Annotated in this window: 14 protein-coding genes; 9 read left to right on the forward strand and 5 right to left on the reverse strand. The window is 60.7% G+C overall.

What is annotated here, in order from left to right:
- Positions 1–101 precede the first annotated feature (101 nt).
- Positions 102–725, forward strand: a complete 624-nt coding sequence (locus QZ460_RS05825) for an HD domain-containing protein (protein WP_290540635.1) — start codon at positions 102–104, stop codon at positions 723–725.
- Positions 726–994: 269 nt separating this feature from the next.
- Here the strand turns inward: QZ460_RS05825 and QZ460_RS05830 are convergent, their stop codons facing one another.
- From QZ460_RS05830 to QZ460_RS05840, 3 genes are all read right to left on the reverse strand, one after another.
- The gene (locus QZ460_RS05830; RefSeq protein WP_290540636.1) at positions 995–1,963 is read right to left on the reverse strand and encodes a dihydroorotate dehydrogenase-like protein; all 969 of its coding nucleotides are present in this window, start codon (positions 1,961–1,963) and stop codon (positions 995–997) included.
- A gap of 25 nt (positions 1,964–1,988) precedes the next feature.
- Positions 1,989–3,089, reverse strand: a complete 1,101-nt coding sequence (gene gcvT / locus QZ460_RS05835) for a glycine cleavage system aminomethyltransferase GcvT (protein ID WP_290540637.1) — start codon at positions 3,087–3,089, stop codon at positions 1,989–1,991.
- A gap of 95 nt (positions 3,090–3,184) precedes the next feature.
- Positions 3,185–4,393 carry a hypothetical protein gene (locus tag QZ460_RS05840; protein ID WP_290540638.1) on the reverse strand — a complete coding sequence of 403 codons (1,209 nt, stop codon included), beginning with the start codon at positions 4,391–4,393 and terminating at the stop codon, positions 3,185–3,187.
- Between the two features lie 224 nt (positions 4,394–4,617).
- Between QZ460_RS05840 and QZ460_RS05845 the strand changes: the two genes are divergently transcribed.
- Positions 4,618–7,599, forward strand: a complete 2,982-nt coding sequence (locus QZ460_RS05845; protein WP_290540639.1) for a PEP/pyruvate-binding domain-containing protein — start codon at positions 4,618–4,620, stop codon at positions 7,597–7,599.
- Between the two features lie 112 nt (positions 7,600–7,711).
- On the forward strand, positions 7,712–9,049 hold the full coding sequence (gdhA, locus tag QZ460_RS05850; RefSeq protein WP_290540640.1) for an NADP-specific glutamate dehydrogenase: 1,338 nt from the start codon (positions 7,712–7,714) through the stop codon (positions 9,047–9,049).
- Positions 9,050–9,453: 404 nt separating this feature from the next.
- On the opposite strand, the gene QZ460_RS05855 is transcribed toward gdhA, so the two are convergent.
- Positions 9,454–10,785 carry a glucose-6-phosphate isomerase gene (locus QZ460_RS05855; RefSeq protein ID WP_290540673.1) on the reverse strand — a complete coding sequence of 444 codons (1,332 nt, stop codon included), beginning with the start codon at positions 10,783–10,785 and terminating at the stop codon, positions 9,454–9,456.
- A gap of 11 nt (positions 10,786–10,796) precedes the next feature.
- Positions 10,797–11,804, reverse strand: a complete 1,008-nt coding sequence (locus QZ460_RS05860) for an NAD(P)H-dependent glycerol-3-phosphate dehydrogenase (protein WP_290540641.1) — start codon at positions 11,802–11,804, stop codon at positions 10,797–10,799.
- 188 nt (positions 11,805–11,992) lie between these two features.
- On the opposite strand from QZ460_RS05860, the gene QZ460_RS05865 reads away from it, so the two are divergent.
- The 6 genes from QZ460_RS05865 to QZ460_RS05890 all read left to right on the forward strand — a co-directional run bounded on the left by QZ460_RS05865 (position 11,993) and on the right by QZ460_RS05890 (position 20,387).
- Complete coding sequence (locus QZ460_RS05865; protein ID WP_290540642.1) at positions 11,993–13,012, forward strand: rod shape-determining protein; 1,020 nt, start codon at positions 11,993–11,995, stop codon at positions 13,010–13,012.
- Between the two features lie 154 nt (positions 13,013–13,166).
- Entirely contained in the window at positions 13,167–14,021 is an 855-nt protein-coding gene (mreC, locus tag QZ460_RS05870; RefSeq protein ID WP_290540643.1) for a rod shape-determining protein MreC, read from the forward strand.
- Entirely contained in the window at positions 14,022–14,540 is a 519-nt protein-coding gene (locus QZ460_RS05875; RefSeq protein ID WP_290540644.1) for a rod shape-determining protein MreD, read from the forward strand.
- On the forward strand, positions 14,537–16,363 hold the full coding sequence (locus tag QZ460_RS05880; protein WP_290540645.1) for a penicillin-binding protein 2: 1,827 nt from the start codon (positions 14,537–14,539) through the stop codon (positions 16,361–16,363). The genes QZ460_RS05875 and QZ460_RS05880 overlap by 4 nt, the downstream gene beginning before the upstream one ends.
- On the forward strand, positions 16,353–17,795 hold the full coding sequence (gene rodA, locus QZ460_RS05885) for a rod shape-determining protein RodA (RefSeq protein ID WP_290540646.1): 1,443 nt from the start codon (positions 16,353–16,355) through the stop codon (positions 17,793–17,795). The genes QZ460_RS05880 and rodA overlap by 11 nt, the downstream gene beginning before the upstream one ends.
- Before the next feature lie 6 nt (positions 17,796–17,801).
- Positions 17,802–20,387, forward strand: a complete 2,586-nt coding sequence (locus QZ460_RS05890; protein WP_290540647.1) for a calcium-translocating P-type ATPase, PMCA-type — start codon at positions 17,802–17,804, stop codon at positions 20,385–20,387.
- The last annotated feature ends 4 nt before the right edge of the window (positions 20,388–20,391 follow it).

The raw sequence follows: 20,391 nt of genomic DNA on the forward strand, positions 1-20,391 counted from the left end.
GGAGGGACTTTTCATACGTACATGCCTCGGCGGCGCGACCGAAAGGAGAGCCTCAGCGCCGGAAACGGGGGATTCAGAAACTTTTTCATACCTTTACATCCATGAACAGGGAGCTCGAAGAATACATCGAGCGGGAAATCATCCCCCGATACGAAGATTTCGACGCCGCACACAGCACGGACCACGTCCGGACGGTCATTGCGCGGAGCCTTGAGCTGGCCGCACATTACGACGTGGACGCCGACATGGTCTACACCGTAGCCGCCTACCACGACACGGGTCTCGCCTACGGCCGCGAACGGCACCACATCGATGCCGGGCGCATTCTTGCGGGCGACGCCCAACTGCGCCGCTGGTTCGGCGAAGAACAGATCGCCATGATGCGCGACGCCGTGGAGGACCACCGTGCCTCATCTCAAGGCGAACCCCGCACCATTTACGGCCGGATCGTGGCCGAGGCCGACCGGGCAATCGACCCCGAAACGATCATCCGCCGCACTGTGCAGTACGGGCTGGCGCACTACCCGGAACTGGACCGCGAAGGGCACTATGCCCGTTGCCTTGCCCATTTGCAGCAGAAATACGCCGAAGGCGGCTACCTGCGGCTCTGGATTGCGGAATCGGAAAATGCCAGGCGCCTCGAAGAACTGCGCGGCGTGATTCGCGACCCGCAACGGCTGCGGAAGATGTTCAACGCCGCATTCGACTCGCAGACCGGCGAGTAGACAGCCTCGCAAAGGCCGGGTAGCCCCGGGTAGATGCGGGAAACAGGAACCCGCCGTCGGAGCAGCTCGCAAAACGATCTGTCTCGGGAGCCGCTCACAAAATACCCCGACGTCGGAGCGGCTCGCAAAACGGCCCATCTTCAGAGCCGTTTGCAAAAGATCCCGCCTTCGGAACGGTTCGCCAAACAGCCGCCGTCGGACACCGCTCGCAAAAAATCCCGGACGCCACTTGCCGGCATCCGGGATTCAGGAACAAAGCGATGCGAAGTCTACTCGCGATCGAGCGGGAAATACTTCATATACTGTACCCGCTGGTAGAAATCGCCCTTTGAGGAGCCGTAATCCATGCGTCCGCGGAATTCGTCGAGCGACTCGAAACCCTGACGGGCTGCCCACGCGTCGATGAAGCGGTTCATCTCCCCGATCACCTCGTAGCCGTGTTTGTGGATCGCCGTGCAGACCTGCACCGCCGCCGCGCCGCAGAGCAGTGACTTGACCGCTGCAGCCCCGTCGTGGACACCGGTCGAAACGGCGATATCCAACTGCGGGAGCGCGTGGGCGCACAGCGCCGTACTGCGCAGCACGTTGCGCAGTTCGCTCGGCTCGCTGAACGGATTGCCGTTCACCAGGCTCATCTTCTCAATGTCGATATCCGGTTCGAAAAAGCGGTTGTAGAGCACCAATCCGCAGGCCCCGCGGCCCAACAGCACATCGCCGACCGACAGCACGTTCGTAAGCCGCATCGGCAGCTTCACCGACACGGGGATCTTCACCGCGGCGACGACCTTGCGCACGATCTCGGCATAATGGCTCTCGATCTCCTGCGCCGCGGCGAGACGATCCGTCGGAAGCAGGAAGATGTTCAGCTCCAGGGCCGAAGCTCCTGCCTGCTGCATGGCCGCGGCATATTCGATCCACGCGTCGCCCGCACCGGCACAGTTGATGCTGCCGATGACGGGAACACCCGTCCCGGCGGCATCGGAGACCAGCTTCAGCAACTCCGCCTTATAGGCTTCACCCAGATAGCGCTCGAGGTATTCCCCGGCATCGCCGTAACCTTCCATGCGGTCGAGCGAGGCAGCCTGGCGGTAGATCTGCTCCTCGAAAATTGATTTCAGCACCACGGCGCCCGCACCGTTGCGAACACACTGTTCGACATTGCCGATCGAGGCAGTGTAGGGCGAACTGCTGACTACGATGGGGCTGGAAAGATCCAGCCCGAGGTATTTCGCTTTCATAGAATAAATCACTTACGGTTTGTATTTATACGAACGGAATCTTCACCACTTCGGCCTTCACGGGTTTCTCGCGGATGACCACTGCGATTTCCGTGCCCGGTTTGGCATGGGCCGCCTCGACATAGCCCAGCGCCACGCCGACTTTCAGACAGGGGGACATGGTCCCCGAAGTGACATGACCGATCGCGGTTCCGTCCGGCGCGGCGATCGTGTAGCCGTGGCGCGGAATACCCCGCTCGACCATTTTCAGACCCACCAGTTTGCGTCCCACGCCCTCGGCCTTGAGACGCTCCATTGCGGCACGGTCGATGAAGTCCTTGCCTTCGGCGAATTTGGTGATCCACCCCAGTCCGGCTTCGAGCGGCGACGTCGTGTCGTCGATGTCGTTGCCGTAGAGGCAGAAGCCCTTTTCCAGACGCAGGGTATCGCGCGCGCCGAGGCCGATGTTCTTCAGCCCGAACTCCTCGCCGGCCTCCCAGAGGGCCTTCCAGAGTTTGTCGCCGTCTTCGTTGGCGATGTAAATCTCGCAACCGCCCGAACCCGTATAACCCGTGATCGAGAGGATGGCGTCGCACCCGGCGACGGGCATTTTCCTAAAGGTATAATACTCCATCTCCTCCACCGGCTCGGCACACATTTTCTGCACGATCTTCATGGCCAGCGGTCCCTGCACGGCCAGCTGGCAGATTTCGTCCGAAGCATTGTAAAGTTCCTTGCCGTGACCGGCCTCCATGCCGAAGGCCTTCCCCTCGGAGCAGATATGCTCCCAGTCCTTGTCGATATTGGCGGCATTGACGCAGAGCATGTAGGTTTCGGCGTCGATCCGGTAAACCAGGACGTCGTCGACAATACCCCCGCGCCCGTTGGGCATGCAGGTATACTGCACCTTGCCGTCGAAAAGTTTCGAAACGTCGTTGGTCGTGATGCGCTGCAGCAGATCGAGCGCCCGGGGGCCCTTGACCCAGATTTCGCCCATGTGGCTCACGTCGAAGACCCCGGCGCCGTTGCGCACGGCCATGTGTTCGTCGGTGATGCCCGTAAATTCGATGGGCATGTTGTATCCCGCGAATTCGGCCATCTTGGCACCCGCGGCGATGTGGTACTTGGTGAATACGGTGGTTTTCATATGTATCGAGTGTTTGATGCTGGCTTCATGTATTTAAAATCCCGCTCCCCGGCTCCGAAATCTCCCGCCGGAAGGGGAAGCAGCGGGACGGCTGATTACTCCGAACGGCGTTTGACCCCCAGGCGCGGACAGCGGTGGAACTCCTTCGTGCGGTCGAACAGGTAACGGTAGGTGGTGTGCACCTTGTGGCGCGCAGCGCAGACGTAGGTCTCGATCATGCGGTTCATCACGGGATTGAAATCGCCGATCCAGGCCAGCTCCATCGACTTGTAGGGATTTTTCGTCCGTTCGAGGAACTGCCAGTACTTGACCATGATGGCCGATTCGACGCCCTTGCCGTGGAACTCCGGCGTGATGCCGAAAATGAGCCCGAAAATGCGGTCGCACGACTTGCGCACCTTCAGATCCCACATCAGCCACAGCTTCTGCCACAAGCCGAATTTGCCGTTGAATTTGCCGATCAGGCGGTTCAGGTCGGGAATGGTGATGAAAAAACCGATCGGCTCCTCGTTGAAATAGGCGAAGAAAATGATGTTGGGGTCGATGATCGGCTTCATCTCCCGGACCATCGCCAGCGCCTCCTCCTGCGTCATCGGTTTGACTCCCGAGAACAGGGCCCACGCCTTGTTGTATATGACGCGGAAACTCTCGGCCGCCTCCTCCAGATTGTTCATGTCGATGTTCTCGACCCGGTAACCCGGCACGGTGTAGAGCCGCTCGGCACGGGCGAAAATCTGCTTGTTGGCCTCCGAATCGTTCACCCGCCAGATAAAGCTGTGCTGGTTGAAGTAGTTCTTGAACCCGTAGTTTTCGAACAGATCCCTGTAGTAGGGCGGATTGTAGGGATTCTTGTAGAGCGGCTGGAATTCGTAACCCCCGACCAGCAGCCCCCACCAGTCGCGGCGCTGCCCGAAATTGATCGGGCCGTCCATGGCCTCCATGCCGCGGCTGGCGAGCCACATGCGCGAAGCGTCGAAGAGCATGTCGGCGACCTGCTGTTCATCGATCGACTCGAAGAACCCGCAACCGCCCGTCGGCTGCTCTTCGAGGGCGGCCTTCTCCCGGTTGTAGAACGCCGCGATGCGGCCGACGACCTCGCCCCGCGCATTGCGTGCCACCCAGCGAATGGCCTCGCCGTCGGCGAAAAGTTCGTTCTGTGACGGATCGAAAACCTTGAGGACATCCACGTCCAGCGGGCAGACCCAGTTGCGGTTTCCCTTATAGATTCGTTTCGGAAGATCCAGCCACTCGCGCTCCAGGGCGGAAGTGGTGACCTCCTGCAGGCTATATTTCACCTTGTTCATCTTGTCTTGCGGTTATTTTCAGCGTTTCCGATTTCAAAGGTAACAATTTTTTCCTTATTTTTGTTTTCGGAACCGGATACTTTCCATTCCGCGCCGCCGAAGTCCCGCCGAGGCAGGGATTCGGCGGCCGGCAAGGCCCGCAAACGACACCCACGGCGGCGCAAACGCGGATCCGAACCGGAAAACAGCACCTCAACACAGAGACCGAACAAAACGCGCAATCGATGAACAAAAGCCTGGAACAATACATGCCCGACGGGAACAAACTCCCCTACAGCTTCATGAAATACCGGATCCACAAAATCCTGCTCGTATGCTGCAGCTACGACGGCTACATTCTGGAGGAGGACGGACGCATTGAGTCGCAGATCAACCAGGAGTACATCGACCTCAACATGTCGAACCCGCCGTCGCTGACGCGCGTCAGTTCGACCGCCGAAGCGCTCGAGGCGCTCGATCGGGACGATTCGTTCGATTTCATCCTCACGATGTACAACGTCGGCGAACCCGACGTCTTCTCGTTCGCCAAGATCGTCAAGGAGCGGCACCCGAATACCCCCGTGGCGCTGCTGACCTCCTTTTCGAAGGATATCTACCGCCGCATCGAGGAGCAGGACCGATCGGGCCTCGACTACATCTTCTCGTGGCACGGCAACACGGAACTGATCATCGCCATCATCAAGCTGATCGAGGACAAGATGAACGCAGACGAGGACATCCGCGAAGGGGGCGTGCAGGCCATCCTGCTCGTCGAGGACTCGATCCGCTTCTATTCCACCTATCTGCCGGAGATCTACAAACTGCTGCTGCTGCAGAACACCGAATTTCTGAAGGATGCCTTCAACGAGCAGCAGCAGGTGCTGCGCAAGCGCGCCCGGCCGAAAATCCTGCTGGCCCGCTGCTACGAGGAGGCCGTGGAGCTGTACGAACGTTACAAGAAAAACCTGCTGGGCGTGATCTCCGACGTGGGCTTTGTGATCCACCGCAACGACCCGCCCGAGAGCGAGAAACTCGACGCCGGGATCGACCTGTGCCGCCGCATCCGCGAGGACAACCCGCTGATGCCCGTTCTGTTGCAGTCGTCGCAGGTAGCTTTCGGCAAACAGGCCGCGGAGCTGGGTGCGGGATTCATCGCCAAGAACTCCAAGACGCTGCTCTCGCAGCTGCACGACTACATCGCCGTGGAATTCGCCTTCGGAGACTTCGTCTTCAAGGACCCGGACACGGGGGCAGAGATCGGCCGCGCAAAGGACCTGACGCAGATGCAGCAGATGATCGCCACGATCCCCGACCGGGCGTTCGAATACCACACCTCGCAGAACCACCTATCGAAATGGCTCTATTCGCGGGGACTGTTCCCGCTGGCGGCGTCGATCCGCCAGTATAACAAGAGCCACTTCTCGTCGGTCGAAGAGCACCGCCTCGTGCTGGTCGGGCTCATCCGCGACTACCGCACACTGCTCGGACAGGGCGTCGTGGCGCGTTTCGACACCGAGACCTACTCCGACGCCGTGGCCTTCGCGCGCATCGGCGAGGGTTCGCTCGGCGGCAAGGCCCGCGGCCTGGCGTTCATGAACTCGATGCTCATGAAGCACCGCCAGTACGACAAGCACGAAAACGTGCGCATCATGATCCCGCGGTCGGTGGTCATCGCCACGGAGTTCTTCGACGACTTCATCCAACACAACGGACTGAAATACATCATCTCGCAGGATTTTTCCGACGAGGAGATCCTCTCGGAATTCGTCAGTTCGGTGCTCCCGTTCCGGCTGCGCGAGGCGCTGAAAAGCTACATCCGCACCGTGCGCACGCCGCTGGCCATCCGCTCGTCGTCGAAACTCGAAGACTCGCACTACCAGCCTTTCGCCGGCATCTACTCGACCTACATGATCCCCTATGTCGACAACGAGGACCAGATGCTGCGCCTGCTGCTCAAAGCGGTCAAAAGCGTCTACGCCTCGGTCTATTTCGCGACGTCGAGGGCCTACATCCAGTCGTCGCAGAACCTCATCTCGGAGGAGAAGATGGCCGTGATCATTCAGGAGGTGTGCGGCACGGAGCAGGACGGGCTGTTCTTCCCCACCTGTTCGGGCGTGGCCCGCTCAATCAACTACTACCCCATCGGCGACGAACGCCCGGAGGACGGCGTCTGCAACATCGCCATGGGGCTGGGCAAACTGGTCGTGGACGGAGGACGCACGCTGCGCTTCTCGCCCCGCTACCCGCAGAAGGTGCTCCAGACCTCGACGCCCGAGCTGGCGCTGCGCGACACACAAAGCGAAGTGCTCGCCCTGAGCCTCCGTCCCGAGGAGTTCCGCACGTCGATCAACGACGCGGTGAACCTGCACCGGCTGAGCCTGACCCAGATCGGCGGCTTCCGCAACTCGAAATTCGTCTGCTCGGTCTGGGACCGCGAGAACGAACGCATCTCCGACAGCCCGTTCGACCGCGGTCGCAAGGTCATAACGTTCAACAACATCCTCAAGTACAACACCTTCCCGCTGGCCGAGATCATCTCCGACATCCTGCAGATGGGCGCCGAGGAGATGCGCTGTCCCGTGGAGGTGGAATTTGCCGTCAACATGGACGTGGCGCCCGGACAGCGACAGGTTTTCAACCTGCTGCAGATCCGTCCGATCATCGACAACCAGGACAACCGGGCCATCGACTGGAACGAGGTCGACACCTCCCGGGCGCTGATCTACGGCGAACAGGCCCTCGGCATCGGGCAGATGACCGACATAGCCGACATCATCTATGTGAAATCAGAGGCCTTCGACTCGCTGGCGACCGAGAAGATTGCCGAAGAGCTGCTGACGCTCAACGGCAGCATGCGCGATCAGGGACGGCCCTACATCCTCGTGGGCCCCGGCCGCTGGGGCTCCTCGGACCCGTTCCTCGGGGTGCCGGTCAAGTGGAACCACATCTCCGAGGCCAAGGTGATCGTCGAATGCGGCATCGCGAAGTTCGACGTGGAGCCGTCACAGGGCACGCACTTCTTCCAGAACGTCACTTCGTTGGGCGTGGGCTATCTGACGATCAACCCCTTCCGCGGCGACGGGCTCTTCCGCGAAACGGAGCTCGACGCCCGGCAGGCGCTGTACGACGGAACCTACCTGAGGCAGGTGCGTTTCGAGCGCCCGCTGTGGGTCTGCATCGACGGACGCTCGAACAAAGGCATGGTGTGCGAAGGGCAAAACGATTAGGATCTAAAATAATTTTTCCCGAAAAGATTACAATCTGTCGGAAATATTTTTATATTTGTGAAAGGATAGAATCCGAACAGGACATGCAAACCAACCAAAAACCGATAGAGCTATGAACGTTAACAAAATTATGGCGGAACTCGAGCGCAAACATCCCGGCGAAAGCGAATACCTGCAGGCCGTGCGCGAAGTTCTGATGACCGTGGAGGATGCTTACAACCAGCACCCGGAATTCGAAGCCAACCGCATCGCCGAACGCATCGTGGAACCCGACCGGACCTTCACGTTCAAGGTCGTATGGGTCGACGACAAGGGCGACGTACAGGTGAACACGGGTTACCGCGTGCAGTTCAACAACGCCATCGGCCCCTACAAGGGCGGACTGCGCTTCCACCCCTCGGTGAACCCCTCGATCCTGAAGTTCCTCGGCTTCGAACAGATCTTCAAGAACGCGCTGACGACCCTCCCGATGGGCGGCGCGAAGGGCGGCTCGGATTTCAACCCCAAAGGCAAGTCGGACCGCGAGGTGATGCGCTTCTGCCAGGCCTTCATGACCGAACTGTGGCGCCACATCGGCCCGCAGACCGACGTCCCGGCAGGTGACATCGGCGTCGGCGGACGCGAAATCGGCTACCTCTACGGCATGTACCGCAAGTTGGCCCTGGAGAACACCGGTGTACTGACGGGCAAGGGCATGACCTACGGCGGATCGCTGATCCGTCCCGAGGCAACGGGCTTCGGAGCCGTCTATTTCCTGCGCCAGATGCTCGAAAAGGCCGGCATGGAGATCAAGGGACAGACCATTGCCATCTCGGGCTTCGGCAATGTGGCTTGGGGTGCAGCGACGAAGGCCACGGAGCTGGGTGCCAAGGTGGTGACGATCTCGGGTCCCGACGGGTACATCTACGATCCGGAGGGCCTCAATGCCGAGAAGATCGCCTACATGCTCGAACTGCGCGCGTCGAACAACGACGTGGTGGAGCCGTATGCCGCAAAATTCCCCGGCTCGACGTTCTTTGCGGGCAAGAAACCCTGGGAGGTCAAGGTGGACATCGCCATGCCGTGCGCCACGCAGAACGAGCTGGACGGCGAGGATGCCAAGCGTCTGCTGGCCAATGGCGTGAAAGTCGTGGCCGAGGTTTCGAACATGGGCTGCCGTCCGGAGGCCATCGACGCCTTCATCGCGGCGAAGATTCCCTACGGACCGGGCAAGGCCGTGAACGCCGGCGGCGTGGCCACGTCGGGTCTCGAAATGACGCAGAACTCCCAGAAACTCAACTGGACGGCCGAGGAGGTCGACGCCAAGCTGCACCAGATCATGTCGTCGATCCACCACGCCTGCGTGGAGTACGGCACCGAGAAGGACGGCTACCTCAACTACATGAAGGGCGCCAACATCGCGGGCTTCATGAAGGTCGCCAAGTCGATGGTCGAGCAGGGTGTCATCTAAACCCGATTTACTCTGTAAAAAAGGCGAACTCTCTTCGAGTTCGCCTTTTTCCTTGCGCCAAAATTCGGGTTCAGGTCCTCGCATCCCCCCGGTCTTCCGCCAACCATTCCTCCCCGGGAGCTAATTCGGGCGTATGGGCCAACCGGCGCAAGCCTTATGAAAAATCATACGGACATACAGCAGGACCGATCGTTTGGTACGAGCGGGAATCGGCTTCGAAAAAGCAAACGGGACCGCAGCCAACAGGATTCGCGACAACAGAATTCACAGCCAACAGGTTCTGCGGCCAACAGGATTCGCGACAACAGGATTTGCGACAACAGGATTTGCTGCCAACAGGTTCTGCGGCCAATAAAAAAGCCAATCCCCGCGGGGGATTGGCTTTTTTAGGATCGGACACCAGATTACAACCGCGCCTTGATGGCTTTCGAGGCCTCCTCGTAGCCGGGTTTGTCCAGCAAGGCGAACATATTCTTCTTGTACGCCTCGACACCCGGCTGGTCAAAGGGATTGACGCCCAACATATAGCCGCTGATGCCGCAGGCCTTCTCGAAGAAGTAGAGCAGCCCGCCGATCACGCCCGCCGAGATTTCGGGAATCTCGATGCGGATGTTGGGAACACCCCCGTCCACGTGGGCCAGCTGAACGCCCAGTTCGGCCATGCGGTTGACCTCCGAGATACGCTTCCCGGCCAGGAAGTTCAGTCCGTCGAGGTTCTCCCCGTCGGCCTCGATCAGCACCTCGGCAGCAGGTTTGGCCACCGAAATGATCGTCTCGAAGAGGGTGCGCTCGCCGTCCTGGATATACTGTCCCATCGAGTGCAGGTCGGCCGTCAGCGTGACGCTCGCCGGGAAGATGCCCTTGCCCTGCTTGCCCTCGCTCTCGCCGTAGAGCTGTTTCCACCACTCGTTGACATACTGCAGTTTGGGTTCGTAGGAACCCAGAATCTCGATCTTCTTGCCTGCGTTGTAGAGGATATTGCGCACGGCGGCGTAGACGGCTGCCGGATTCTCCTCGAAAGGCACCCCTTCGGCCGTGGCACGCTCCATCTCCTGCGCACCGTGCACGAGGGCTGCGATGTCCACACCGGCAACGGCCAGCGGCAGCAGACCCACGGGCGTCAGCACCGAGAAACGTCCGCCCACGTCGTCGGGAATGACAAACGTCGGATAACCCTCCTGCGTGGCCAGAGTCTTCAACGCCCCGCGCGCCCGGTCGGTGATGGCCACGATACGCTCCGCAGCCTCCTCCTTACCGTAGCGTTTTTCGATCTCGGCCTTGATCAGGCGGAAAGCGATGGCCGGCTCGGTCGTCGTGCCCGACTTCGAAATCACGATGGCGGCGATCGAATGCTCCTTCAGTGCGGCGAGCAGTTCGGCAGTGTAATCCTCCGAAATATTCTGTCCGGCAAAAATGACCGTGGGGTCCTTCTGCTCCTTGTGCAGGAGTTTGAAGGGGTCGCTCATGGCCTCGAGCACGGCCTTGGCCCCGAGATACGAGCCGCCGATGCCGATACAGACGACCACGTCGGCTTTCGAGCGCAGTTTCGCGGCCTCCGTCCGGATGGCCTCGATCTCCTCCTCCGAAATCGAGGAGGGGAGGTGCACCCAGCCCAGAAAATCGTTGCCGGCACCTTTGCCCGAATGCAGCAGCGCATTGGCTGCCTGAGCCCGGCCCTCGATATCGGCCGAAATCTCAATGCCCGTCTTGGCAATGTCCAATTTCACATTTTTCATCATATCGCTAACTAAATTAATTTGGTTGTCAGTTCCTGCATGCACCTGCGCGCCGAGGCCCCCTCGTAGAGCACCCGGTAAACCATGTCGGCAATGGGCATCTCGACCCGGTGGCGGAAGTTGATGTGCCGGATGCAATCGGCTGCGAAATAACCTTCGGCGACCATCGTCATCTCGTTCAGGGCGCTCTTGACGGTACAGCCGTGGCCGATGAGCAATCCCAGCCGGCGGTTGCGGCTGTAAACCGAATAGCAGGTCACCAGCAGGTCGCCCAGATAGGCTGAGACCTGCGTGTTGCGCCTGTCGGGATAGCTCTCCTCCAGGAAACGCGTCATCTCGCCCGCCGCATTGGCAATCAGCACGGCCAGGAAATTGTCGCCGTATCCCAGTCCCACGGCGATGCCGACCGAAAGAGCATAGATGTTCTTGAGGATGGCGCCGTACTCGATACCGTAGAGGTCGGTGGAGTAGCTGAGGCGGACGTTGTCGCCGGCAAAGCGCTCGCCGATGCGCCGCGCGTTTTCGGGATCGGTGCAGACGACCGTTAGGTACGAAAGCTTGCCACGCGAGACCTCCTCGGCGTGCGAAGGGCCGGTCACCAGTCCGATCTGCCGGTAGGACAACCCGTAACGGTCGTGGATGTACTCCACGACGGTCTGGTAGTCACCCGGAACGATACCCTTGATGGCCGAGACGATGAATTTGTCACGGAGCGAGACGGTCAGCGGGGCGAGGAAATCCTTGAGGTAGGCCGAAGGGACGGCGAGAATCACGATGTCGGCGTCGCGCACCACGGCGTCGAGATCGGAAGAGGGGGCGATGCTGTTGCGGTCGAATTCCAGATCGCTCAGATAACGGGAATTGCGCCCCTCCGAGCGCAGCGATTCGAGTACTTCGGGGTTACGGACATACCACCCTACACACCGACCGTTGGCTGCAAGCAGTCCGACGATGGCCGTCGCCCAGCTTCCATAACCGATGACCGCACAGCGGGCTTCGGTTCCGATTTTATATTCCATGCGGAGATTTTGTTTTTCAAGCACAAATATAATTAAAAAAAATTTTAGAATAAAATACAAAAATTTCCGGGGCTTTTTGTTACCTTTGTCGAGATATATCATCCGACGGAACCCAAAGCGGCATTACGAACGCGTATCGGATTGAAAATAAAGCATTTCACGAAACAGACCAGTTGGGGTGTAGGAATATGGGAATTTTTTCACTGACACAGGAGTTGGCCATTGATCTCGGAACGGCCAATACGCTGATAATTTACAACGGGAAGGTCGTCGTCGACGAACCTTCGATCGTGGCCTTGGACGTCCACACGGGCAAGCTCGTGGCCATCGGCCAGCAGGCCCGCCAGATGCACGAGAAGACCAACCCGAACATCAAAACCATCCGACCGCTCAAGGACGGTGTGATCGCCGACTTCAACGCCACGGAGCTGATGCTGCGCGGCATGATCAAGAAGGTCAAGACCTCGGGCAGCCTCTTCGCACCCTCGCTGCGCATGGTGATCTGCATCCCCTCCGGTTCGACCAACGTCGAGATCCGCGCCGTGCACGACTCGGCCGAACGCGCCGGAGGCCGCGAAGTCTACATGATCTACGAACCGATGGCCGCGGCTCTCGGTGCGGGTCTCGATGTCGAAGCCCCCGAAGGCAACATGGTCATCGACATCGGCGGCGGCACGTCGGAGATCGCCTGCATCTCGCTGGGAGGCATCGTCTGCTCGGAGTCGATCAACACCGCGGGCGACGTCTTCACCAACGACATCCAGAGCTACGTCCGCCAGCAGCACAACATCCGCATCGGCGAACGCACGGCCGAGGCCATCAAGTGTTCGATCGGCGCCGCCGTGTCGGACTTGGAGCAGGAACCCGAGGACTTCGTCGTGACGGGTCCCAACATGCTGACCGCACTCCCCCAGACCGTGTCGCTCTCGTACAGCGAAATCGCCTACGCGCTGGAAAAGTCACTCACGAAGATCGACGCGGCGCTGATGAAGGTGCTGGAGTCCATGCCGCCCGAGTTGTACGCCGACATCGTGAAAAACGGCATCTACCTCGCCGGCGGCGGCGCGCTAATCAAGGGGCTCGACCGGCGTCTGAACGAAAAGACCGGCATTCCGTTCCACATCGCCGAAGACCCGCTGCGGGCCATCGCCCGCGGAACGGGAATCGCCCTGAAGAACATCAACCGGTTCTCGTTCCTGATGAAATAAATGCCGCAGCACGGGCAATGCCCCGCATCGCCCTACACCCGGCCGATGCGGAATCGGCCGCCCGAAAACCGGAACCGGAAAATGCCGACCGGCGAATATTTTTGAACCAAACGATTGCGGGCTTCGGTCCGCAATCTTAAATTAAGGAACTGCTTTGCGCAAACTGTTCGAGTTCATACGAAGCATCTATGTCGTGGTACTGTTCGTGGCGCTGGAGCTCGCGGCCATCAGCTACTACGCCCACTCCACCCGCTACACCCAGGCCCGACTGCTCGCACGGTCGAATCAGGTGGCGGGGGGTGTGCACGGATTCTTCGCGGGCATCCGGCACTACTTCAGCCTCGGCCACGAAAACCGGCTGCTGCTGGACCGCGTCGCACAGCTCGAAGAGCGCCTCGCCCAATACGAGGAGGCCGAGACCAACGCCCGGCTGGACAGCTACATGCAGGACATCGGCGAATCGAAATACCGCTTCGCCTCGGCTTCGGTCGTGGCCAACACGATCAACCGGGCGCAGAACCTCATCACGCTCAACCGCGGACGTCAGGACGGAGTGGTCGAAGAGATGGCCGTGCTCTCGCCCAACGGCGCGATGGCCGGCTACATCGTCGACTGTACGGAGCGCTATGCCGTGGCGATGTCGGTGCTCAACACCTCGTTCCGGGCCAGCGGCAAGCTCGCCGATGCCGAATACTACGGCTCGATCTATTGGGACGGACTGGACCAGAATGTGGTGATCCTCGGCGAACTGTCGAAATATGCCGACCCCAAACCCGGGCAGGAGGTCGTGACGACCGGATTCTCGCAGTATTTCCCCGCCGACGTGCTGATCGGCTGGGTCGAGAGCGCCTCGCTCAACGAAACCCGCACGGCCTACACGGTCCGGGTGCGGCTCGCAGCCGAAATGTCGCGGCTGAACGAAGTCGTGCTGGTCGGCAACCGCGACATCTACGAAATCAACAGCCTGCAGCAAAGCGAACAAATCGAACAACATATCCGCCCCGACTAAATGTATCGCACCCTACCATATCTCGGACTTTTCGCAACCGCGGTGCTGCTTCAGGTTTTCCTGTTCGACAACCTGGCCATCAGCATCTACCTCAACCCGCTCGTATACATCGTCTTCATCGCCCTGCTGCCGCTCGACACGCCGCCCGCGGCAATTCTGGGCGCCGGTCTTGTGCTGGGCGTCACGATGGACTTCGCCATGGGCGCGGCGGGGATCAACACGATCGCAACCCTGCTGATCGCCTTCCTCTACCCGACCCTCGCCGGCATGACCTGCGGCCGTGACAACGTCCGCGAAGGGGGCATCCCCTCGTCGGAACGCCTGGGCGAGCGGAAGTTCATCACCTTCCTCGTGGCACTGACACTCGTACACCACGCCGTATTCTTTTCGCTGGAGGCCCTTTCGTGGACGCACGTGCTCCACACGCTGACGCGCATCACCGTCAGCACGACCGTGTCGGTAGTCTTCATCTGGATCATCGCCCGCATCTTCTCCGCCAAAATCCCCACGCACATATGAGCACTCCCGAGAGCTTCATGCGGATGCGGACCCTGCAGGTCGTCGTCCTGCTGATCTTCGCGCTGATTGTCGGACGGCTGGCCTACATCCAGCTCTTCGATTCGCGCTACGACGATCTGGCACGCGCCAACGCGCTGCGCCATGTCGTGCAGTACCCGCCGCGCGGCGAGGTCTTCGACCGCAACGGCGAATACCTGGTGCAGAGCCGCGAGTGCTACGACCTGATGGTCATCTCGAGCGAAATCGGCAAACAGGGCTTCGACACGGCCCGCATGTGCGAGGTGCTGGGGCTTTCGCGCACCCGGCTCGAACGCGAACTGGCCTACGCACGGATGCGTCCGCGGGCACCGCGGCTGATCATCAACTACATCTCCAAAGAGGACAAGCTGCGCTTCGACGAATGTAACTTCCGGGGCTTCTACACCGTCTACCGCACCGTCCGCCGCTATCCCCGCGAAGTGGGCGGCAACCTGCTGGGATATGTGAGCGAGGTGAACCCCAACTACCTGAAGCGCAACCCCGAGTACAAGACGGGCGACTACGTCGGGATGAACGGCGTGGAGTCGGCCTACGAACCGCAGCTCCGGGGCCGCAAGGGAGTCCGGATCCAGGAGATCGACACCCACGGGGCGATCAAGGGCTCCTACATGAACGGCCTCTACGACTCGGTACCCGAACCGGGGCGCTATCTGGTGAGCACCATCGACGCCCGCCTGCAGCTGCTGGGCGAGGAGCTGATGCGCGGCAAGGTGGGGGCTGCGGTAGCCATCGAGCCCGCGACAGGCGAAATCCTGATGATGGTCTCCTCGCCGACCTACGACCCCGACGAACTGGTGGGGCGCCAGCGGGGCAACAACTACATGAAGATGCTGTACAACAAGCGCAAGCCGCTGTTCAACCGCGCCGTGAAGGCCAAATATCCCCCGGGGTCGACCTTCAAGCTGGTGCAGGGGCTGATCGGCCTGCAGGAAGGGGTGCTCCGCCCTTCGGACCTGCACTCCTGCCACATGGGCTACCAAGCGGGGCGTCTGAAGATGGCCTGCCATGCCCACGCCTCGCCGCTGGACCTGCGCTTCGCAGTGGCGACTTCGTGCAACGCCTACTTCTGCTACGTCTTTCGCGACATCCTCGACAACCCCAAATACGAAAGCGTGAAGGAGGGTTACGAGGTCTGGAAAAAATACGTCGAGAGCTTCGGATTCGGGCGCAAGCTGGGTTCGGACTTCCTCGACGAGGGCAACGGATATGTCCCCGACCGCGCCTATTACGACCGCCAGTACAGGGGTTCGTGGAACTCGCTCACGGTGCTGTCGCTCTCGATCGGGCAGGATGCGCTGGGCTGCACCCCGCTGCAGCTGGCCAACCTGGCGTGCATCGTGGCCAACCGCGGCTACTACTACATCCCGCACATCGTGAAAAAGATCGAAGGCCAGGACTCGCTCGACGCACGTTTCTACGAACGCCACTACACGATGGTCGACCAGAAACACTTCGAACCCATCGTCGAGGGCATGTGGCGGGGCGTGAACGTCGGGGGAACCTCGACCCGCGCCCGGCTCGACGGCTGGGACGTTTGCGGCAAGACCGGAACGGCCGAAAACCCGCGCGGCCGCGACCACTCGACCTTTCTCTCGTTCGCCCCGAAGGACAATCCGAAGATCGCCATCTCGGTCTACGTCGAAAACGGCGGATTCGGGGCCTCGGCGGCCCTGCCCATCGCCAGCCTGCTGGAAGAGTATTACCTGACGGACACGATCCGCAGGCCCGAACTGCTCCAATACATCAAGGACATGAACATCTATTATCCCGCTTATGACAAATAACCGGCATAACGGCATCTTCTACGGCGTGGACGGATGGACCGTCCTGCTCTACGTGCTGATCGTCGCGGCGGGATGGATCTCGATCACCTCGGCCTCGTACGACGACAGCACGGCCGACCTGTTCTCCTTCTCGCACTTCTACATGAAGCAGCTGATGTGGATCGGCATGGCATGGGTCATGGCGATCATCGTCCTGCTGCTCGACGAACGCTTCTACCACATGTTCGCCTACCCGGCCTATCTGTGCGGCATCATGCTGCTCGTGGCAGCGCTGCTGTTCGGCCGCGAGGTCAACGGCGCGAAGGCGTGGTTCGAATTCGGGTCGCTGCGCGTGCAGCCCGTGGAGTTCGCCAAAATCGCCACGGCCCTGGCCCTGGCCCGCGTGATGAGCGAATACTCGTTCTCGATCAACCGTGTGGGCGACCTGATGAAAGTCGCCGTGGTGATCTGCATCCCGCTCTTCATCATCATCCTGCAGAACGACACCGGATCGGGCATCGTGCTGGGGTCGTTCCTCTTCGTGCTCTACCGCGAAGGGCTGAACAAATGGCTCTGCATCCCGGTGCTGCTGATAGCCGCGCTGTTCATCGTCTCGTTCCTCCTCTCGCCGATGACACTGCTCTTGGCGCTGATTCTGGTCTGCACGCTCTCCGAGGTCATGATGAACGGCCAGTGGCGCTCGCGCCTCGTGTTCCTGGCGGCGGTGATGCTGTCGGCCATCCTGCTGTGCCTCGCGATGGCGCTGATCGCTCCCGGAACCCTCGACCTCTACCACAGCCTGCTCGTGACGACCCTCGCGGCCGCGGTCTTCGCCGCCGTATACGCCTATCGTTCGAACCTGAGCAACATCTTCATCACACTGAGTCTGTTCCTCGGTTCGCTGGTCTTCCTGCCCACCACCGACTACATCTTCAATTCAATCCTCAAACAGCATCAGCGCGACCGCATCCTGAGTTTCCTGGGCATCATCAACGACCCGCTCGGCACCGACTACAACGTGAACCAGGCGAAAATCGCCATCGGTTCGGGCAACTTCTGGGGCAAGGGATTCCTCGAAGGAACCCAGATCAAATACGGATTCGTCCCCGAGCGGCACACCGACTTCATCTTCTGCACCGTGGGCGAGGAGTGGGGATTCCTCGGCGCGATCGTGGTGCTGGCGCTGCTGTGTCTGCTGATCCTGCGGCTGATGCGCATGGGCGAACGGCAGCAGGAGCCCTTCGGACGCATCTACTGCTACTGTGTGGCGTCGATCCTGCTGTTCCACGTGCTGGTCAACGTCGGCATGACCATCGGCCTGATGCCCGTGATGGGTATTCCGCTGCCGTTCATGAGCTACGGAGGCTCGTCGCTCATCGCCTTCACGATCCTGCTGTTCATCGCCGTGCGGCTCGACGCCTCGACACGACAATTTTCCATACACAAACTATAAAACCCGATGATTCGTTACAACCCCAAAGGACTCACTGCCCCGCAAATCGACGAAAGCCGCCGACAACACGGCGACAATGTCATCACCCCGCCGAAGGACGATTCGGCCTGGCGCCTGCTGCTGGAAAAATTCCGCGACCCGATCATCCGCATCCTGCTGCTGGCCGCCGTACTGTCGCTCATCATCGGATTCGTCCACAAGGATTTCACCGAATCGGTGGGCATCATCTGCGCCATCATCCTCGCCACCTGCGTCGGATTTTGGTTCGAATGGGACGCCCAGCGGCGCTTCCGGAGGCTCAACCAGGTGAACGACGACATTCCCGTGAAGGTGATGCGCGAAGGGTCGATCCGCGAAATCCCACGACGCGACGTGGTCGCAGGCGATGTGGTCTACATCGAGAGCGGCGAGACGATTCCCGCCGATGGCGAACTGGTCGAGGCGGTGTCGCTGAAAATCAACGAATCGACGCTCACGGGAGAACCCGAGGTGGACAAGACGGTCAACGAAGCCGACTTCGACCCCGAGGCGACCTATCCCTCGAATGCGGTGCTGCGCGGCACAACCGTGGCGGACGGTTACGGCGTAATGGTCGTGACGGCCGTGGGCGATGCGACCGAGGCCGGGCACGTCACGGAGCAGGCAACGGCCGAAAGCGACGAGCAGACCCCCCTCTCCCGCCAGTTGACACGCCTCTCGCGCCTGATCGGCCGGCTGGGCATCCTCCTCTCGGTACTGATTTTCTGCGTGATGCTCGGAAAGGCGATCTTCGTGGGAGGGCTGCTCGAGAGCGACTGGCTGACCATCTCGCAACACGTCCTGCAAATCTTCATGGTCTCGGTAGCCATCATCGTCATGGCCGTGCCCGAAGGACTTCCGATGTCGATCACCCTGTCGCTGGCGATGTCCATGCGGCGGATGCTGAAGACCAACAACCTCGTGCGCAAAATGCACGCCTGCGAGACGATGGGTGCCGTGACGGTCATCTGCACCGACAAGACCGGCACGCTGACCCAGAACCGCATGCATGTGCAGGAGCTGATCCGCTACGACACGCTCCCCGCACGGGAATTCGCCGAAGTCGTGGCCCTGAACACCACGGCCTTCCTCGACCCCGAAGGCCATATCATCGGCAATCCCACGGAGGGGGCCCTGCTCGAATGGCTGCGCGCCGAAGGCGAAGACTACGAAATGCTGCGCACCGAAGCGAAGATCGTCAACCGGCTGACCTTCTCGACCGAACGCAAATACATGGCGACGATCGTCGAAAGCGGCGTCTCGGGCCGCCGCATCCTCTGCGTGAAGGGCGCCCCGGAGATCGTGCGCACGATGTGCGCCCCGGACGGAAAGGACGCGCAGGTCGCCGACCAGCTCCTCGGATTCCAGAGCCGCGCCATGCGCACGCTGGCCATGGCGTGGGCCGAAACCGCATCGGACGACTGCCTCGAGGCGGTCAAGGCGGGCGGACTGCACTTCGCGGCGGTTGCTGCCATCTCGGACCCTGTGCGCGAGGACGTTCCGGCGGCCGTGGCACGCTGTATCGAGGCGGGGATAGGCATCAAGATCGTCACGGGCGACACCCCGGCCACGGCGCGCGAAATCGCCCGTCAGATCGGGCTGTGGGACGATGCCACGGACGGCGAACGGAACCACATCACCGGCACGGAATTCGCCGTCATGAGCGACGAGGAACTGCTGGAACGCGTGCAGGAGCTGAAGATCATGTCCCGGGCCAGACCGCTGGACAAGCAGCGCCTCGTCAGGATGTTGCAGCAGCGCGGCGAGGTGGTGGCCGTGACGGGCGACGGCACGAACGACGCCCCGGCGCTCAATTTCGCCAACGTCGGCCTGTCGATGGGTTCGGGCACCTCCGTAGCCAAAGACGCTTCGGATATCACGCTGTTGGACGACTCGTTCACCTCGATCGCCACGGCCGTCATGTGGGGACGTTCGCTCTACCGCAACATCCAGCGTTTCGTGCTGTTCCAGCTGACGATCAACTTCGCGGCCATAACGATCTGCTTCATCGGCTCGTTGTTCGGGACCGACATGCCGCTCACCGTGGTGCAGATTCTCTGGGTGAACATCATCATGGACACCTTCGCGGCGATGGCCATGGCCTCGCTGCCGCCCAATCCCGAAGTGATGAGCGACAAACCACGTCCGCGGGACGAATTCATCATCACCCCCGCCATGGCCCGCACCCTCTTCACGTGCGGCACGGTGATGGTGATCGTGCTGCTGGGCATGCTCTTCCGGTGGACGATCCAACAGGGCGAACTCTCGGTGGAACAACTGACCCTATTCTTCTCGACGTTCGTCTTCTTCCAGTTCTGGAACATGTTCAACGCCAAGGGATTCGAGACGAGCCATTCGGTCTTCTCCTGTCTTTCCGGCTGCCGCGAATTCTTCCTGATCCTCGCGGCGATCGGCGCGGGGCAAGTGCTGATCGTGGAATTGGGAGGCGAGGTCTTCCGCACCGAACCGCTCTCGTGGATGCAGTGGGCCGAGGTCATCGGCTTCACCTCGCTGCTGGCTGTCGGCGGTGAAATCGTCCGCGCAATCCGCAGAAAAAGAAAACTGTTGTCCTAAGATA

Source organism: Alistipes sp. (assembly GCF_020026455.1).
Classification (GTDB): domain Bacteria; phylum Bacteroidota; class Bacteroidia; order Bacteroidales; family Rikenellaceae; genus Alistipes.

What these genes read in the sequence shown, in the direction of transcription:
- QZ460_RS05840 (WP_290540638.1), bottom strand. Translation starts at nt 4,393, where the DNA reads ATGAACAAGGTGAAATATAGCCTGCAGGAGGTCACCACTTCCGCCCTG.
- gcvT (WP_290540637.1), bottom strand. Translation starts at nt 3,089, where the DNA reads ATGAAAACCACCGTATTCACCAAGTACCACATCGCCGCGGGTGCCAAG.
- QZ460_RS05830 (WP_290540636.1), bottom strand. Translation starts at nt 1,963, where the DNA reads ATGAAAGCGAAATACCTCGGGCTGGATCTTTCCAGCCCCATCGTAGTC.
- QZ460_RS05855 (WP_290540673.1), bottom strand. Translation starts at nt 10,785, where the DNA reads ATGAAAAATGTGAAATTGGACATTGCCAAGACGGGCATTGAGATTTCG.
- QZ460_RS05825 (WP_290540635.1), top strand. Translation starts at nt 102, where the DNA reads ATGAACAGGGAGCTCGAAGAATACATCGAGCGGGAAATCATCCCCCGA.
- QZ460_RS05880 (WP_290540645.1), top strand. Translation starts at nt 14,537, where the DNA reads ATGAGCACTCCCGAGAGCTTCATGCGGATGCGGACCCTGCAGGTCGTC.
- rodA (WP_290540646.1), top strand. Translation starts at nt 16,353, where the DNA reads ATGACAAATAACCGGCATAACGGCATCTTCTACGGCGTGGACGGATGG.
- QZ460_RS05845 (WP_290540639.1), top strand. Translation starts at nt 4,618, where the DNA reads ATGAACAAAAGCCTGGAACAATACATGCCCGACGGGAACAAACTCCCC.
- QZ460_RS05890 (WP_290540647.1), top strand. Translation starts at nt 17,802, where the DNA reads ATGATTCGTTACAACCCCAAAGGACTCACTGCCCCGCAAATCGACGAA.
- gdhA (WP_290540640.1), top strand. Translation starts at nt 7,712, where the DNA reads ATGAACGTTAACAAAATTATGGCGGAACTCGAGCGCAAACATCCCGGC.
- QZ460_RS05875 (WP_290540644.1), top strand. Translation starts at nt 14,022, where the DNA reads ATGTATCGCACCCTACCATATCTCGGACTTTTCGCAACCGCGGTGCTG.
- QZ460_RS05865 (WP_290540642.1), top strand. Translation starts at nt 11,993, where the DNA reads ATGGGAATTTTTTCACTGACACAGGAGTTGGCCATTGATCTCGGAACG.
- QZ460_RS05860 (WP_290540641.1), bottom strand. Translation starts at nt 11,804, where the DNA reads ATGGAATATAAAATCGGAACCGAAGCCCGCTGTGCGGTCATCGGTTAT.